Origin of the sequence: Mesorhizobium sp. B2-3-15 (assembly GCF_006442875.1) — a bacterium.
GTDB classification, from domain to species: domain Bacteria; phylum Pseudomonadota; class Alphaproteobacteria; order Rhizobiales; family Rhizobiaceae; genus Mesorhizobium; species Mesorhizobium australicum.
Window position 1 is genome coordinate 349,515 of sequence record NZ_VFVO01000007.1, and the last position, 15,365, is coordinate 364,879.

A 15,365-nucleotide genomic window follows, 5' to 3' on the forward strand; every position below is an offset into this window, starting at 1 on the left:
AGGCTCGTGCATCTCTCATCGCGCAACTCGTTGAGCGTGGCTTCGCTAAAGGCTACGGCGTATTAATAAGAGGGTGATGTCGCATGCATGTCCAGTAACTATCCATACATACATACTTAATCCTGATGTAATTAACGTTATCTGTATCGTATATAAAAAGACCTTCTCCTTTTGAATAAGCATATATTGAATAGTCAAATCTAATGTAGGAATCGAAGACAATTTCCTTGTCTTTGAATCCTATCGTATATAAGCTTCTTTCTTTTGGCGACAAGAGGTCGGTCGCGGTGCTGCGGCCTGACATGGCAACATTGGCTGTAAGTACCGGAAATGTAGATACTGCTATCAAGTAGCCTATTATGTCATCTCTTTCGTTTACGATTAAATAGTAAAGAATTATAGAAAAATTAAGTGGAAAAAATAGCAAAACAGATAATGCGTCATTTGGAGGTATTGAAGTAATAAAAAGATATACCATAAATATATTGAGGAATAAAATTGCTGCTATGACAACCCATCCTTTAGATAGAAATCGAGGTCTGCTTAGCGTCGAGAAGAAGCGTGATATCCGATGATGGCGATTTTCAATACTTCTGAGGCCTGCTTCGATTTCATCAAGCGGAGCTCCCGCCTTGATCTTTGTCCGCAATTTCTCCGTGTCCCGAAGGATGCTTCCCGAGGACGATAGATGAGGAATTGCCAGTGCAATCGCGAGAAAAAGAGCGGATGGACTCCACCTAAGTGCGGCCTTGGAAAAATCGGATACTCCAACAGTGCCGATATTGGAAAAGCCGACAACAGAGAAAAATCCAAAAAAGAAAGCACCAGACAGAAAGAGGGAGAATAGCGGAACTGTCACCGAAGCCGATCCGATATTCTCCCTAATAAGCGCCCAATATTCTTTGTTCACAGACCGGAAGCTCAGCTGCACCCGCTCGTGGCACCGCAAGTATCGCACTTCTCGCAAGTCCCGTTCCGCACCATGGTAAAATTCTGGCACTCGGAGCAGGAATTGCCGGTGTAGCCCTGCAGCAGCGACTTGGCGCGGCGGTCGGCGGCGAGTTTCTTCGCTTCGGCCGCTTCATGGGCCGCCGTATCGGTGAACAGCGCCGCAGTGGTATCGGTCGAGGCATCGGAGGCCGCTTCCTCGAAGGCGATGTCTTCCGCCAATTCCCTAGCCCGCTCCTCGTAGTCTCGCTTGTAGGCGACCGCCTCGTCGGTTGCGGGCTTCAGCGCCAGCACGTTGGAGCCGGAGAAGGCTGTCGGCGCCGAGCGGGCAGGGGTGCCGGAGCCGGCAAAGCCCTTCGGCTCGCCTGCCCTCGACACCAGCTTCACCGGCGAACCGCGGGTCAGGCCCTTGGAGACTGCGTCGGTCTTGCCTTCGCTGATGCCACGGCCGAGTGCGGTGTTGGAGAAATCCGACTGGTCGACATGGGCGAGATCGTTGCGGCCGAGATACGAAATGGCCAGCTCACGGAACACATAGTCGAGGATCGACGTCGCGCTCTTGATGGCATCGTTGCCGATGACCATGCCGGCCGGCTCGAACTTGGTGAAGGTGAAGGCGTGCACATATTCGTCGAGCGGCACGCCATACTGCAGGCCAAGCGAGATCGCGATGGCGAAGTTGTTGAGAAGGCCACGCAGGGTGGCACCCTCCTTGTTCATGTCGATGAAGATCTCGCCGAGACGCCCATCGTCATATTCGCCGGTGCGCAGGAAGATGGTGTTGCCGCCGATCTTGGCCTTCTGCGTATAACCCTTGCGGCGGCCGGGCAGCTTTTCCTGCTCGCGCGACACGCGTTCGATGATGCGTTCGACGATGCGCTCGGTGATCTGCGCCGCGCGCGCCGCAGCCGGTGCCGCGACCAGCTGTTCGATCGCCTCGTCCTCGTCCTCGTCGCCATCGGCGAGCAGCGACGCATTGAGCGGCTGCGACAGCTTCGAGCCGTCGCGGTAGAGCGCGTTGGCCTTCAGCGCCAGCTTCCACGACAGCATGTAGGCGCTCTTGGCATCCTCCACCGTCGCGTCGTTCGGCATGTTGATGGTCTTGGAGATGGCGCCGGAAATGAAGGGCTGTGCCGCCGCCATCATCTGGATGTGGCTGTTGATCGACAGCGAGCGCTTGCCGATCTTGCCGCAGGGGCTGGCGCAGTCGAACACGGGGAGGTGTTCGGCCTTGAGGAAGGGCGCTCCCTCAAGCGTCATCGCACCGCAGACATGGATGTTGGCGGCCTCGATGTCCTTCCTGGAGAACCCCAGCGCCGGCAGCATTTCGAACGAGAAGTCGTTGAGCTGCTCGTCGGTGAAACCGAAGGTCTCCTTCACCCAGTCGGCGCCGAGCGTCCACTGGTTGAAGACGAACTTGATGTCGAAGGCCGATTTCAGCGCCGCGTTGAGCGCCGCGATCTTGTCGTCGGTGAAGCCCTTGGCCTTGAGCGAGCCGGGGTTGACGGCCGGCGCCTGGTTGAGATTGCCGTGGCCGACGGCATAGGCCTCGATCTCGGCGATCTGGCTCTCGGAATAGCCCAGCGTGCGAAGCGCTTCCGGCACGGCGCGGTTGATGATCTTGAAATAGCCGCCGCCGGCGAGCTTCTTGAACTTCACCAGGGCGAAGTCGGGCTCGATACCGGTGGTGTCGCAATCCATGACCAGGCCGATCGTGCCGGTCGGCGCGATCACGGTTGCCTGTGCGTTGCGGTAGCCATGCTCCTCGCCGAGTTCGATGGCGCGGTCCCAAGCGGCCTTGGCGTGGATGGCCAGATCCTGCTGCTTCAGGTCCGATGCGACGAGAGGCACAGGATTGACGGCCAGCTTCTCGTAGCCGTCCTTGTCGCCATAGGCGGCGCGGCGATGATTGCGCATGACGCGCAGCATGTTCTGGGCGTTGCGGTCATAGTCCGGGAAGGCGCCGAGCTCGGAGGCCATCTCGGCCGAGGTGGAGTAGGCGACGCCGGTCATGATGGCGGTCAGCGCGGCACAGATGGCGCGGCCCTCGTCGGAATCGTAGGGAATGCCCGAGGTCATCAGCAGGCCGCCAATATTGGCATAGCCGAGGCCCAGCGTGCGGTAGTCGTAGGAGAGCTTGGCGATCTCCTTCGACGGGAACTGCGCCATCATGACCGAAATTTCCAGCACCATGGTCCACAGCCGCACGGTGTGCTCGTAGGCTGCGATATCGATGGTGCCGTCGGTGTTGCGGTAGGGCAGCAGGTTGATCGAGGCGAGATTGCAGGCCGTGTCGTCGAGGAACATGTATTCCGAGCACGGGTTGGAGGCCCGGATCGCACCGGCCGAAGCGCAGGTGTGCCAGTCGTTCATCGTGGTGTTGAAATGCAGGCCGGGATCAGCCGACGCCCAGGCGGCGTAGCCGATCTTTTCCCAGAGATCCCGCGCCTTCAGCGTCTTCAAGACCTTGCCGTCCTTGCGGGCGGTCAGGTGCCAGTCTGCGTCCTCTTCAACGGCGCGCAGGAAATTGTCCTTCAGCGACACCGAATTGTTGGAGTTCTGGCCCGAAACGGTGAGGTAGGCGTCAGAATCCCAGTCGGTGTCGTAGGTCTTGAACGCCATCGAGGTGTAGCCCTGCTTGGCGAACTGGATGACGCGGTAGATGTAGTTTTCCGGCACAGCCGATTTCTTGGCCAACTTGATTTCGCGCTTCAGCGCCGTGTTGATGGCCGGATCGAAGCAGTCGTTGTCATGGCCTTCGCAGTTCACGCAGGCCTTCATGATCGCTTCGAGATGCTTCTTGACGATCTTGGAGCCGGTTACCAGCGAGGCGACCTTCTGCTCTTCATTGACCTTCCAGTCGATGAATTCCTCGATATCGGGGTGGTCGGCGTCGACGATGACCATTTTCGCCGCACGGCGCGTCGTACCGCCCGACTTGATGGCGCCGGCGGCGCGGTCGCCGATTTTGAGGAAGCTCATCAGGCCGGACGAGCGGCCGCCGCCGGACAGCTTTTCGCCTTCGCCGCGCAGCAGCGAGAAGTTCGAGCCGGTGCCGGAGCCATATTTGAACAGGCGCGCCTCGCGCACCCACAGATCCATGATGCCGCCCTCGTTGACGAGGTCGTCCTGCACGCCCTGGATGAAGCAGGCATGCGGCTGCGGATGCTCGTAGGAGGATTTCGACTTGGTCAGCTTGCCGGTGAACGGGTCGACATAGAAGTGACCCTGGCTAGGACCATCTATGCCATAGGCCCAGTGCAGGCCGGTGTTGAACCATTGCGGCGAGTTCGGCGCGACGCGCTGGGTCGCCAGCATATAGGCAAGCTCGTCGCGGAAGGCGCGCGCGTCTTCCTCCGACGCCTTGAAGTAGCCGCCCTTCCAGCCCCAATAGGTCCAGGTGCCGGCCAGCCGGTCGAAGACCTGGCGGGCGTCGATCTCGGAGCCGTAGCGCTCGGCCTCGGGAAGCTTGGCGAGTTCGGCTTCGTCGGCGACGGAACGCCACAGGAAGGAGGGGACGTCGTTCTCCTCGATCTTCTTCAGGCGCGCGGGAACGCCGGCCTTGCGGAAATATTTCTGAGCCAGGATGTCGGCGGCGACCTGGGAAAACTGCGCAGGCACATCGATGTTGTCCAGGCGGAACACCACCGAGCCATCCGGATTCTTGATCTCGGAAAGCGCCTTGCGGAATTCGATCTCCGCATAAGCGGCCCCTTCTTGGCCTGCATGTCCTGGCTTGGTGAAACGACGCTCGATGCGCATTGGTCCGGTCCCTTTTGTCTACATATAGCGCTTTCATCAGGGGATTTCTGCCCCAAAAGACGAAACGCGCAGTCCGCCGTTTGCCGGCATTGCGAACAATGCCGGCATCTCCTCTTCGCAGGCTCGGCCACGCACACGACAATCGCCTTGCCAGGCATCTGCCGAGGCTGCCAACCGGCCCGCGGGCCCCTCAAAACTGAATTTTTCGATTCCCCCACTCGAGGGAAATTCACACTATCTAGCGTCGAACTTAGCTGCAAACACTAAATATAGTATTAACAGACAATTTATTCCAGTCCGACAATTCTCCCTTTCGTCGCCCACCCAACCCACGATCCCAACGCTTCCGCCGGCCTCGTAACAGGCGGAAATGCGGGCAAAACGCACATAATCCGGGAAAAAGACCGGGCTCAGAACTTTCCGGTCGCGCTCTCAACAGGAGCGCATGGCCTATAAAAGGCGACTCGTTTCGAGCCGTCAAGGATTCGTTTGCGTAGCTTTTGTGACCCCAACATCTTGTGTGTCACACATGTGAATAACGGGGATAGAATCGACCCGCCGTCGGCCATCTGCCCGGCGGCAAGCCGGTGCGATCGTTGGCCAGCGGCACGGGCGCTGCGAAACATTTGCTGGATGCCGCAAAAAGCCAGCCAAGCCGGTGGGCCGGGCCTCAGCCGTAGTGTAGCTTCGGCTTGGGTTCGGTCCCGTTGAACTGTACGCCGATCCGGTCGCCGCGGCGCCAGCGGACCTCGCAGCGATAGGCGACGCCGTCGAGCGCTATGTAGAGAAGGAAATGATCGGGAACCCTGGCTTCGGCCGGTAATTTCAGTTCGGCGCCGCCCGCATGCTGGTTGCGCACCGTACAGGCGACTTCGGAATTCTGGATCCCCGTGATGACTGTTCCACCTTTGAGCACGCGCGGGCGATGCTCGCGCTGCGGCTCGCCGGGGTCGTGCTGAAGTGGGTCTGCGGGATTCGCCATCGATCAAACGCCAGGAACGATCGATCCTAACCACCAAAAATTAGCAAACCCTTGCGGCACAAGGTTGTGCGTCTGCCGCGAAAGGCGTCGATCAGGAGAACCTGCGTGGGTCGGCACAGAAATAGGCGATGATCTGGCAAAGGTCGGGTTCATTGACCATGCGCACCGCTTCGCTGGAGCTGACCCATTTGCGGGTGCGGGAGTGCTTTTCCTTCCAGCGGTCCGCGATCTTGTCGACGTGCAGTGGGAACACCAGAACCTCGCAAGGCACTTCTTCGCCCGAAGCCAGCACCTTGGCATAGAAATAGCGGCCGGCTTCGAGATGAGAGATGTTTCCGCGCAAACCGGCTTCCTCGGCGGCCTCGCGGGCGGCCGCTTCGCAGAGCGGCTCCCTGGCTTCCGGCCAGCCTTTTGGAAGCACCCAGCGGCCAGTATCACGGCTGGTGATCAACATGACCTCGACGCCGTTCCCGACATCGCGCCAGGGCAGGGCGGCAACCTGCAGACGGCACGGCGCCGTGCCAAAGAGTCGCCTGACCCTTTCAGCAAGGTGGTTGTGCGTCGTTGGCCGTGTCAACATCGGAGAAGCTAGCCCCAGCCTCCAGAATCGTTTGCCGTCTCATGAATCTTACGGCTAATTGTGACCAATAAAAGTAAAAACTTCGGTCACGCTGGCTGATTTCCGCCAACAAGGGTCGATTTCACAGGATATCTTGGCGGCGGATGCCTTCGCGCAAGCAAATATTGCCGTCGGCGCTGGCTTGATTGGAAAAAAGCAGCTTGCCGCGAATCAGCCGGCGTGATCGTCGGCGATCGGCTTCTGATAGGTGAAACCCATGTCCCAAGGGAAATAGATCCAGGTATCCTGGCTGACCTCGGTGACGAACGTATCGACCAGCGGCCGGCCTTTCGGCTTGGCGTAGACTGTCGCGAAATGGGCCTTCGGCATCATTGCCCGCACGATGCCGGCGGTCTTGCCGGTGTCGGTTAGGTCGTCGACGATCAGCACGCCGGCGCCATCGTCGGCCAGCAAGGCCGGCGTGATCTCCTTCAGCACCTGCAACTGCCCTTGGCTGGTGTAGTCGTGATAGGAGGCGACACAGACCGTCTCGATCACGCGGATGCCGAGTTCGCGCGAAATGATCGCCGCCGGGACCAGGCCACCACGCGTGATGCACACGATAGCCTTCCACTGACCTTTGCTGGTGCCGGCAAGCCGCCAGGCAAGTGCGCGCGCGTCGCGATGGAACTGGTCCCAGGAGACCGGGAAGGCTTTTTCGGGAAGGGACATGTCTCGCGCACTCCACGGCACGCGGCGGCCGCGTGCAAGAAACAGGGGAATGCGCGCGGAATTAACTGGAAACCCCCGGACTTGGCAAGGGTGGCCGGCAGCAATCGCTGTGGACTTATCGCGACAGGAAGGCCGCGACCTGTGCCGAGCGCAGCACCGTGCGTGTTACCCCGCCGAAGAGCAGCTGGCGCAGCCAGGAGTGGCTGTAGGCGCCAAGCACCAGCAGATCGGCGCCGGTCTCGGTGATCCTGTTCTGGATTATGTCGTCGACCGAGGTGCCGCCCGATTTCTGCACCGAGACGCTAACGGTGGCGCCGTGGCGCGACAGGGCCGACGCGATTTCGGCGCCCGCGGCCTCCGGGCGCTCGTCGAGCGTATCGGGCGGATCGATGACCAGTATGTCGGTTTTCTCGGCCTCGATGATGAAAGGCAAGGCATCGAAGGCGGCGCGCGCGGCCTCCTTGCTGCCGTTCCAGGCAAGCAGCACGCGTTTGAAGGTGGTGACCAGCGGACCCGCACTCGGCACCACCAGCACCGGCCGGCCGGCGTCGTAGACAAGCGTATCGACGTCGGCGCTCGGATCGCCGCCGGTCTCGCGTTGGGCGGCGATGATGAGATCGGAGGCGCGCACGCTTGAAATCCCGGTCAGTGCGCTGTCGCCGGAGAAGCTCTCCAGGCTGCGCCATTCGAAGGAAAGGCCGGAATCCTCGATCCGCTTCAGGAAGACAGCCTGGAGTTTGTCGGCCCGCTCCCGGTTCATGTCGGCGGAAACCTGCAGGAATTCCGTATCGGGAAAGCCCGTCGCCGACGTGTAGGGCACCGGGAGCGCCTCGGCATGGATGCCGATCAGATGGCTCTCGAAGCGGCTGGCAAGCGGAATGGCGCAGTCGAGCACCCGCTCGGCGTCCTGCTCGTTCTGCAGAATGGCGACGATGGTCTTGAAACGCATGATGACCCCTCGATCGTGCGAGCGACGAGCCTTCGCGCCAGGGAAACGTCGTAGCGTCGTTCTTGGTTCCGGTTTACAGCGGATCAGCTCGCCTTACCCGCGAAACCTGCCACCATCGCCTCGACGTCGGCGCGCGCGGCTTCAAGCGCCTCCGCGCTGCGGGCACGAACGACCAGTTCGGTCCAGAACTTGCCGTCGCCATACTTGGGGTAGGAGCCGATGATCGTACCCGGATGGGCTTTCTGGATCTCGCCCAATGGCCCGCCGACAAGGCCCTCGCCGAACGGACAGTGCACCGTGGCCGACAGCATTTTGGTGCCGGCTCTCAAGGTCGGCACGACATTGTCGAGCATGGCCTGGAAGATCGAGGGCACGCCGGCCATGACATGGACGTTGCCAATGCGGAATCCGGGCGCCACGGAGACCGGGTTGTCGATATGGTCGGCGCCGCGCGGCATCCGCGCCATGCGCTTGCGTGCCTCGGTGTATTCGATGCCGCGCGCGGCATAGCTCGCCTCCAGCAGGGCATAGGCCTTGGCATCGTATTCGCAAGGCACGCCGAACGCCTTGGCGATCGAATCGGCTGTGATGTCGTCATGCAGTCGGGCCGATGCCGCCGGTGGTGAAGACATAGGTATAACGTGCGCGCACGGCATTCACCGCAGCGACGATCTCGTCTTCCTCGTCGGGAACAATGCGCACCTCCTTCAGGTCGATGCCGATCGCCGTCATGATATCGGCGAGATGGCCGATGTTCTTGTCCTTGGTGCGGCCGGACAGAATCTCATCGCCGATGACGAGCATGGCGGCAGTGACGATTTCAGGCATGGAACGCTCCGGCAGGACGGGTCGCCTGAAATAGCGCGGCGGATGGGCGGCGGCAATGCCGTCCAAAGGCGAACGATCCGACACGTCCACCACACCTGCATTGCAGTACCAAGCGCGGCTTGACCAGGATGGGAACAAGCCCTTCCGGATTGTCCTCGGTCGCGGAGGGCGACCAGGGCCGAGGTGGTGCCGCAATCCGTCGCGCCCGAACAGGTCACAGCCTTCGAGCGCATGGCGGCACGCGCTTTTGTCACCCGACATCACCGCCACTTCACGAGAATTTCAGGGAACCATTCGGCTGACGGTCAGGTTTACCCCGTGTCGCATCCCAAGGCGGCCAAGATCAAGATACGGAGTAAAATCAATGTACAGGAAACTTTTCGCAGCATCCGTCCTGACGATCGGTCTCGCCACATCGGCGATGGCCCAATCGTCGGACGCTACCTATTCCAACCATCACAATTGGTGGCTGTTCGGCAATGAGGATTCGTCGGCCATCGACCAGAGCACCACTGGCAGCATCAACGCCGACGGCTCTGGATTGAGCACCCTTGGCAACCCCGGCCCGGCCGGGCCTTGTGCCTCAAGCACGCCAGGCCCCGATGCGAACGCCCAGGGCAACGTCAACGATCAGTATTGCGGCAAGTAAATAGGCCAGCCGTGTATTGCCTGCCGCGGGACGCCGTCTCTCCTGGCGTCCGCGGCTGGCGCAGGGCTGGATCAATCCGAGATTTCAGTCTGGGGCCGATCGCGGCCGTCGGCCAGTTCCTCGTGCCATTTGCCCTCGGCGTCCTCATACTGGATACCATCGGTGGAACCCGCCACCTGCTGTTCGGCCGAAGCGATCTCGGCGGCACGCAATGCATCCTGATGGGTGGGAAATGTCTCCGAGAAGGTCGCACCGACCTTGTAGGCCCAGCCACCGTCATGCTCGACGATCTTGTAAGTCAGCTTCGCCATCAAAACCTCCAGTTAAAAGGTCCGCCTGCTCAATGCAGCCGGTCGTCGGGCAGCTTGTCGTCGGGCACCAGCACTTCCGATTCCCTGGCCGCCTCGATCAGTGCCCGGCGCGCTTCCGCTGTCGAACGATAACCTTCCAGCACTTTGAGGCAAGTGTCGAGGGCATCACGATGACGAGGCCCGCGATTGAGCGGCCACACCGTCATCAAGCACTCGGCCGCCTCCTGGGCCGAGCGGATATGGCGATATTTGCCGACATGGCCAAGCTCGACCACGACCGGCGTTTCAAAGGGTTTGTTGTCCATCATCATGGCCGCAACGCAAAGCAGCCAATTTGGTTGCAAAAGTGGCCTTCGGCCTGCGCCCAAAGGTCGCGACGCCGTTGCGCAAGCGCGCCGGCGTCGGGAGAAAGGGCGATCAGCCGGCGGCCTTCATCCAATGTTCCATCGTCGTCACCGAGCGGGCGAGCTGCGGCGCCGGATGAATCTTTTCGCTGAACGTGGCGGCCGCACGCCATCCCCAGCGCGGATCGGCGAGGAAGGCTCGCGCCAGCGCCACCATGTCGGCGCGACCCTCGGCGATAACAGCCTCGGCCTGTTTCGGGTCGTCGATCAGGCCGACCGCCCGGGTCGGGATGCCCGCGCCCTTGCGCACGGCTTCGGCCAGATGCACCTGATAGCCGGGGCCGGTGGGTAATTTCTGCAATGGCGAATTGCCGCCGCTCGAGCAGCAGAGATAGGCGACGCCTTCGGCCTTCAGCGCTTTCGCCACCTCGACCGCGTCCGCGACGTCAAAGCCGCCATCGACCCAGTCCTTCACCGACAGCCGTGCGCCGAGCATCAGTTTCGGCGCGGCTTTCTTCACCGCCCTGGCGATCTCGACGACGAGACGCATCCGGTTTTCCAGCGAGCCACCCCAGCGATCCGTGCGCTGGTTGGACAGCGGCGACAGGAACTGGAAGATGAGGTAGCCATGCGCCGCATGCAGTTCGATGAAGTCGAAACCGGCACGGTCGGCCCGCCTTGCGGCGTCCGCGAACCGCTCGACGAGCTGCAGGATTTCCTCATCGTCCAGGGCGCGCGGCACGTTCCAGCCGGCGTCGTAGGCGATGGCCGAAGCCGAGACGGTCTGCCAGGGATCCTCGTTTGGCTGCAATGGGCCGCCGCCTTCCCAGGGCTTGCGGTTCGAGGCCTTGCGGCCGGCATGCGCCAGCTGCGTGCCGAACTTAGTGCCGGGTGCGGCCACGCGCTTGGCCGCATCCAGCGCGCGCCGCGCGGCGGCTTCATTGTCTTCGGAATAGAGGCCGAGACAGCCATGGCTGATGCGCCCGCGCCGCTCGACGTCGGTCATCTCCACCGTGACCATGCCGGCACCGGACATGGCAAGGTTCATCCAGTGGTAAAGATGCCAGTCGCTGGCCGAGCCGTCCTCGGCGGAATACTGGCACATCGGCGCCACGGCGATGCGGTTGGGGAAGGTGAGCCCATCGAGGGTGATCGGCTGGAAAAGCGATGTCGTCATGGAAAAACTCCGGGAAGGGGAATGCCCTATCTAGGCGACGGCACCCGTCCATACCACACACGAGACGGTGAAGCGCGCGCTGGACCAATCGCCGGATTGCGCCTGTTCCGCTTCGCGGCTACGCCTGCGTCCGCCAGCCAGCATCGAGGTGTCATATGGAAGACCGCGTTCGTATCCGCTCGGAAGAGGTTCTCTCCGACGACTGGGCGGTCCTGAAAAAGACCGTGCTCGACTATCGCCGGCGTGACGGTCAATGGGAGACGCAGGTCCGCCAGACCTATGATCGCGGCGACGGCGCGGTGATCCTGCCCTATGACCCCCAGCGTTCGACTGTGCTTCTGGTGCGCCAGTTCCGTTATCCCGCCTATGTCACCGGCCACCGCGAGCCGCTGATCGAGGCCTGCGCCGGCTTGCTGGACGAAAACGATCCGGAAACCGCCATCCGCAAGGAAGCCGAGGAAGAACTGGGTTACCGGTTGAAGGACATCGAGCGGCTGTTTTCGCCTTATATGAGCCCGGGCAGCGTCACCGAGCGGCTCTGGTTCTTCGTCGCGCGCTACTCGCCCGCCGACCGCATCTCGGCCGGCGGCGGCGCTCCGGAGGAGGGCGAGGACATCGAGGTCCTGGAAATGCCGCTCGACGAAGCGCTGGCCGGCATCGCCGATGGCCGCATTGTCGATGCCAAGACCATCATCCTGATCCAGCACCTGAAGCTGAATCCGGTGACGGCTTGATCAGAGACCGAGCGATCTCAATTCAGCCCGCGTGACCCAACAGTCGGGTGGTGGCCGCGTCACGATGATGTTCGGAATTAACGCGATCGACGCCTTCGACGGTTATGGCGAACGTACCGTTTTCCGTCCTGGCTATCCAGCCCTTCGCTTTCAGATACCAGAGGTGAAACTCGAGGTGCTCTTGCGGACAGCCTGACATTCGTTCGAGTTCTTCGTCGCCTATCCCGGGATGATTGACGTCCTGTCGGCGTTTTACATACAGCAGTGACAGCACTTTGGCTTGAATGACGGAATCTCGATCGAAGCCCTTTGTGTTGCTCGCCTCATCGGTCAGCTCGGCCCGGTGGTTCAAATGCGCCTTGTACTGAATGTCGTACTGCGCACGCTTGACCGGATCCTTGAGCGTGTTGTGAGCCTCAAGAATATCACTGAAGCGTGACTCGTTCCCAGTGACTTGGTTGTCGGGGTGGTAGCGCATGGCAAAATGCCGAAAAATGCGTTCTATCGTTTCCGAATTGGCATTCGGGCTGATTTCCAGCATTTCGTAGAAGTCGATGAACATACCTGGCTTCCCCCATGCCATTTTCGCCGTCTGTGTCTCAGCGTCAGGTGACAATTTTGGCGACGACCATAGAGTATATATTTCACGATTTACTAATGTGCCGAGCGTACAAAGGGTCAGATACACGAATTAAGCGAAAACGTCAGACCTTTGCGTCCTGAGCTGCAGACCTTGGTCTGGTAGCATTTCGCTCGTCGGAGGCGGCTTGCCATGACCGATAAACCTTCTGAACCTCCAGTAGAGCGTCGAACGCACTTACGCGAGGTGGTTTTGAAGGAGGCGTTCATAATCACGCAGGATGGCGAAATAGGCTGCGCCGTCAGAAACCAGCATGAGCATGGCGCCGAGTTGCGTGTCGCTGTGGGGGTTGAAGTGCCAAATACCTTCCGGCTGCGCGTGCCGTTGGACGGTGCGACTTATCGAGCGGAAGTGCGCTGGAGAAAGGGCGAGCGACTGGGCATCCAGATCCACGGCAATTTCTCGCTGAAGATCACCTAAAGGCGGTAAGCCGGTTGATACGAGGGCACCCAGCACTGCGTTGCCGGTGGCTTTCGTCGTCTCGCATCCTGCCGCCATCTCATCAATCCTGACGTTGTCGCCGATCGCTTGCTATATATTAGAGCAAGCGCATATTATGCCTTGGGGACCAGGGCGGGGAATTGAGAATGTGCTACACCTGTGATGGCAAAGCGGTCGACCGGAGGGATTTCCTCAAAGTCGGCGCGGGGCTCGTTGCGTTCGGCGTTGGTGGGGCCACATGGTCGGCGCGCGCGGCCCAAGGTGCGGTGACCGCGCTGAGCCTCGATGACGCGCTCGCCGCACTGAAATCCGGCAACGAACGCTACGTCGGTCACCCGGAACTCTGCTCGATAGACCTTGCCGCGCAGCGGAATGCTGTCGCCGCACACCAGGCGCCCTGGGCCACGATCATCAGTTGCGCCGACAGTCGCGTTCCGCCTGAACTGATCTTCGGCGGTCACGGCGTTGGAGAACTGTTCGTCGCCCGGAATGCTGGCAACCTCGTCGACACCGCCACGCTCGGGACGGTCGAATACGGGGCAGCGGTGCTCGGCTCACCCTTGATCGTCGTTCTCGCGCACACAAACTGCGGCGCCGTCAAGGCGGCGTGCGACGTGGTGACCAAGAACGCGACCTATCCTGGCGCGATCGGTCCGATGATCGAACCGATCCTGCCCGCGGCGATAGCAGCGCGGAGCGAAGCGGGTGATTTTGTCGACAACACCGCCAAGGAAAGCGCGCGGAGGACCGCGAGGCGACTGGCCGCCTCGAGCAAGGTCCTAGCCGGCCTCATCAAGGCGGGGAAGCTGAAGATAGTCGCGGCAATCTATGACTTGCAAACGGGTGCGGTGACTTACATCGAATGACACACCCGTCATCGAGATCGAAGGCTCTGGGGGCCTCGATGCGTCGGGGTCTGGCTTGGCTTGCCTTCCGGGGCGGTGACGGCCGCCTATCTCGGCCACAAGGGCCGCGGCAGGCGTTCGGCAGGGCGCAAGGACGCGCCGGAATAGTGATGGCGGTCACCAACTGACGCCTTGCCATTGCCAATCGGAATGAGCGGCATGCGCGAAGCTTTCATCGCAATGGTAATCTTCCTATGCCTGACGGTGGCCGCGCTCGCCAGCACGGCGATATGGCCAAAATTGCCGGCCAAACATCGTGACGACGACACGAACACCGTGGTTCGGCACGCCGCGAACTTGTTCGGGGTCATGACCTCGCTGATGCTCGGCCTGATGATCAACTCGGCCAGGAACACCTTCGAATCGATCGACCGCAACGTGCACGCCTATGCGACCGAATTGATCCTTCTCGACAGGACCTTGCGCCAATATGGCCCGCAAACCGACACGGTACGCCAGCCGCTGGTCGTCTATGTGCAGCGTGTGGCGGGTGATTCTTCGCCCACCAGCGAGACGCTGGTCGCCGCCAACCGGCTCTCTGAGCAGTTGCTGGCGGAAATCGGCACCCGGCTGAGTGCGCTGGCGCCGACCGACGATGCGCATGGCTTCATTGTGCAGGACGCCCGCCAGCATTTGCAGAAGGTGCTGGAGTTGCGCTGGGTGCTGATCGAGCAGTCGGAGGGCACGATCCCGGTGCCTCTGATCACGCTCCTGGTTACCTGGCTGGTGCTGATCTTCGCCAGCTTCGGCTTCAGGGCGCCACGCAATACGGTCACCGTTTCGACCTACGCGGCATCGGCGGCTTTGGTTGCCGGGGCGATCTACCTGATCTTCGACATGGACGTGGCTTTTTCCGGCCCGATCCAGATTTCAATGGCCCCGATGCAGAGGGCGCTGTCCGAGTTACAGCAGTGATCCGCAGCAGTGGCACGCCGACTAAACGACGCTGCGGCGGTTCAACAGAGAAAATCCAAACAAATCTGAAGACTTTTTTCTGGTGCGGACGACGGGATCGAACCCGCACGATCAGAGATCGAGGGATTTTAAGTCTATTGGGTTTCTTCGGGGATCGTGGCAAAGCACAGTTTTCCGCATGCAATTTTCCCACAAATAGCCATGGACTGCGGGAAATCCCGCTAATTTCCCACATGTTTTCCTGATGTGGGAAACTCCTTTTGCGCTTTCCAAACAGGGTGGGTCCAACTAAATCTGCGACGACTGCGGGCGTGGTGAAATTGGTATACACACCGGACTTAAAATCCGGAGGCCTCGGCCATGCGGGTTCAAGTCCCGCCGCCCGCACCATGCAGAGGCAATTTAAACATGGCTAGGTGTTCAGTCCCGAGGTCAAGTGGACCGGATCGAGCCGGAACCGCTCTGGCTGTTTGACCCATGCCATACAGA

At 60.7% G+C, this 15,365-nt stretch carries 15 protein-coding genes, 1 tRNA gene and 1 pseudogene; 6 read left to right on the top strand and 11 right to left on the bottom strand.

Annotation, left to right across the window (positions count from 1 at the left end):
* Positions 1-52 precede the first annotated feature (52 nt).
* From FJ954_RS17080 to FJ954_RS17110, 7 genes and pseudogenes are all read right to left on the bottom strand, one after another.
* Positions 53-910: a hypothetical protein gene (locus tag FJ954_RS17080; RefSeq protein ID WP_140662063.1), complete on the bottom strand. Its 858-nt coding sequence runs from the start codon at positions 908-910 to the stop codon at positions 53-55.
* An 11-nt stretch (positions 911-921) separates the two neighbouring features.
* Positions 922-4,710 carry a vitamin B12-dependent ribonucleotide reductase gene (locus tag FJ954_RS17085; protein WP_140662064.1) on the bottom strand — a complete coding sequence of 1,263 codons (3,789 nt, stop codon included), beginning with the start codon at positions 4,708-4,710 and terminating at the stop codon, positions 922-924.
* 670 nt (positions 4,711-5,380) lie between these two features.
* The gene (locus FJ954_RS17090) at positions 5,381-5,692 is read right to left on the bottom strand and encodes a PilZ domain-containing protein (RefSeq protein ID WP_140662065.1); all 312 of its coding nucleotides are present in this window, start codon (positions 5,690-5,692) and stop codon (positions 5,381-5,383) included.
* A gap of 91 nt (positions 5,693-5,783) precedes the next feature.
* A complete protein-coding gene (locus tag FJ954_RS17095) occupies positions 5,784-6,272 on the bottom strand; it encodes an NUDIX hydrolase (protein ID WP_015318085.1) in 489 nt (162 codons plus the stop codon).
* 210 nt (positions 6,273-6,482) lie between these two features.
* Positions 6,483-6,983 (bottom strand): xanthine phosphoribosyltransferase, encoded by a 501-nt coding sequence (gene gpt, locus FJ954_RS17100; protein ID WP_015318084.1) that lies wholly within the window; start codon positions 6,981-6,983, stop codon positions 6,483-6,485.
* A 115-nt stretch (positions 6,984-7,098) separates the two neighbouring features.
* A complete protein-coding gene (locus tag FJ954_RS17105; protein ID WP_140662066.1) occupies positions 7,099-7,932 on the bottom strand; it encodes a universal stress protein in 834 nt (277 codons plus the stop codon).
* An 83-nt stretch (positions 7,933-8,015) separates the two neighbouring features.
* Positions 8,016-8,760 (bottom strand): annotated as a pseudogene (locus FJ954_RS17110) (competence/damage-inducible protein A).
* A 364-nt stretch (positions 8,761-9,124) separates the two neighbouring features.
* Between FJ954_RS17110 and FJ954_RS17115 the strand changes: the two are divergent.
* The gene (locus FJ954_RS17115) at positions 9,125-9,409 is read left to right on the top strand and encodes a hypothetical protein (protein WP_015318081.1); all 285 of its coding nucleotides are present in this window, start codon (positions 9,125-9,127) and stop codon (positions 9,407-9,409) included.
* A gap of 71 nt (positions 9,410-9,480) precedes the next feature.
* On the opposite strand, the gene FJ954_RS17120 is transcribed toward FJ954_RS17115, so the two are convergent.
* The 3 genes from FJ954_RS17120 to FJ954_RS17130 form a co-directional block, all read right to left on the bottom strand.
* On the bottom strand, positions 9,481-9,720 hold the full coding sequence (locus FJ954_RS17120; protein WP_015318080.1) for a DUF2188 domain-containing protein: 240 nt from the start codon (positions 9,718-9,720) through the stop codon (positions 9,481-9,483).
* Positions 9,721-9,749: 29 nt separating this feature from the next.
* Positions 9,750-10,028, bottom strand: coding sequence for a DUF982 domain-containing protein (locus FJ954_RS17125; protein WP_140662067.1), 279 nt, complete (start codon positions 10,026-10,028; stop codon positions 9,750-9,752).
* A gap of 109 nt (positions 10,029-10,137) precedes the next feature.
* On the bottom strand, positions 10,138-11,241 hold the full coding sequence (locus FJ954_RS17130; RefSeq protein WP_140662068.1) for an NADH:flavin oxidoreductase/NADH oxidase: 1,104 nt from the start codon (positions 11,239-11,241) through the stop codon (positions 10,138-10,140).
* A 155-nt stretch (positions 11,242-11,396) separates the two neighbouring features.
* Between FJ954_RS17130 and FJ954_RS17135 the strand changes: the two genes are divergently transcribed.
* On the top strand, positions 11,397-11,975 hold the full coding sequence (locus tag FJ954_RS17135) for an NUDIX domain-containing protein (RefSeq protein ID WP_023773121.1): 579 nt from the start codon (positions 11,397-11,399) through the stop codon (positions 11,973-11,975).
* A 22-nt stretch (positions 11,976-11,997) separates the two neighbouring features.
* Here the strand turns inward: FJ954_RS17135 and FJ954_RS17140 are convergent, their stop codons facing one another.
* The gene (locus FJ954_RS17140; protein WP_015318076.1) at positions 11,998-12,537 is read right to left on the bottom strand and encodes a J domain-containing protein; all 540 of its coding nucleotides are present in this window, start codon (positions 12,535-12,537) and stop codon (positions 11,998-12,000) included.
* Between the two features lie 210 nt (positions 12,538-12,747).
* Here FJ954_RS17140 and FJ954_RS17145 point away from each other — a divergent pair, with 210 nt between their 5' ends.
* From FJ954_RS17145 to FJ954_RS17160, 4 genes are all read left to right on the top strand, one after another.
* Entirely contained in the window at positions 12,748-13,035 is a 288-nt protein-coding gene (locus FJ954_RS17145) for a PilZ domain-containing protein (RefSeq protein ID WP_140662069.1), read from the top strand.
* 167 nt (positions 13,036-13,202) lie between these two features.
* Complete coding sequence (locus FJ954_RS17150; RefSeq protein WP_140662070.1) at positions 13,203-13,922, top strand: carbonic anhydrase; 720 nt, start codon at positions 13,203-13,205, stop codon at positions 13,920-13,922.
* A 198-nt stretch (positions 13,923-14,120) separates the two neighbouring features.
* Positions 14,121-14,876, top strand: coding sequence for a DUF4239 domain-containing protein (locus tag FJ954_RS17155; RefSeq protein WP_140662071.1), 756 nt, complete (start codon positions 14,121-14,123; stop codon positions 14,874-14,876).
* A 305-nt stretch (positions 14,877-15,181) separates the two neighbouring features.
* Positions 15,182-15,266: transfer RNA gene (locus FJ954_RS17160), tRNA-Leu, on the top strand.
* Positions 15,267-15,365: the final 99 nt, after the last annotated feature.

Excerpts from the sequence above, each read along its gene's own strand:
- FJ954_RS17085 (WP_140662064.1), bottom strand. The coding sequence starts at position 4,710 with ATGCGCATCGAGCGTCGTTTCACCAAGCCAGGACATGCAGGCCAAGAA.
- FJ954_RS17115 (WP_015318081.1), top strand. The coding sequence starts at position 9,125 with ATGTACAGGAAACTTTTCGCAGCATCCGTCCTGACGATCGGTCTCGCC.
- FJ954_RS17150 (WP_140662070.1), top strand. The coding sequence starts at position 13,203 with ATGTGCTACACCTGTGATGGCAAAGCGGTCGACCGGAGGGATTTCCTC.
- FJ954_RS17120 (WP_015318080.1), bottom strand. The coding sequence starts at position 9,720 with ATGGCGAAGCTGACTTACAAGATCGTCGAGCATGACGGTGGCTGGGCC.
- FJ954_RS17145 (WP_140662069.1), top strand. The coding sequence starts at position 12,748 with ATGACCGATAAACCTTCTGAACCTCCAGTAGAGCGTCGAACGCACTTA.
- gpt (WP_015318084.1), bottom strand. The coding sequence starts at position 6,983 with ATGTCCCTTCCCGAAAAAGCCTTCCCGGTCTCCTGGGACCAGTTCCAT.
- FJ954_RS17095 (WP_015318085.1), bottom strand. The coding sequence starts at position 6,272 with ATGTTGACACGGCCAACGACGCACAACCACCTTGCTGAAAGGGTCAGG.
- FJ954_RS17140 (WP_015318076.1), bottom strand. The coding sequence starts at position 12,537 with ATGTTCATCGACTTCTACGAAATGCTGGAAATCAGCCCGAATGCCAAT.
- FJ954_RS17090 (WP_140662065.1), bottom strand. The coding sequence starts at position 5,692 with ATGGCGAATCCCGCAGACCCACTTCAGCACGACCCCGGCGAGCCGCAG.
- FJ954_RS17130 (WP_140662068.1), bottom strand. The coding sequence starts at position 11,241 with ATGACGACATCGCTTTTCCAGCCGATCACCCTCGATGGGCTCACCTTC.
- FJ954_RS17155 (WP_140662071.1), top strand. The coding sequence starts at position 14,121 with ATGCGCGAAGCTTTCATCGCAATGGTAATCTTCCTATGCCTGACGGTG.
- FJ954_RS17125 (WP_140662067.1), bottom strand. The coding sequence starts at position 10,028 with ATGATGGACAACAAACCCTTTGAAACGCCGGTCGTGGTCGAGCTTGGC.
- FJ954_RS17135 (WP_023773121.1), top strand. The coding sequence starts at position 11,397 with ATGGAAGACCGCGTTCGTATCCGCTCGGAAGAGGTTCTCTCCGACGAC.
- FJ954_RS17105 (WP_140662066.1), bottom strand. The coding sequence starts at position 7,932 with ATGCGTTTCAAGACCATCGTCGCCATTCTGCAGAACGAGCAGGACGCC.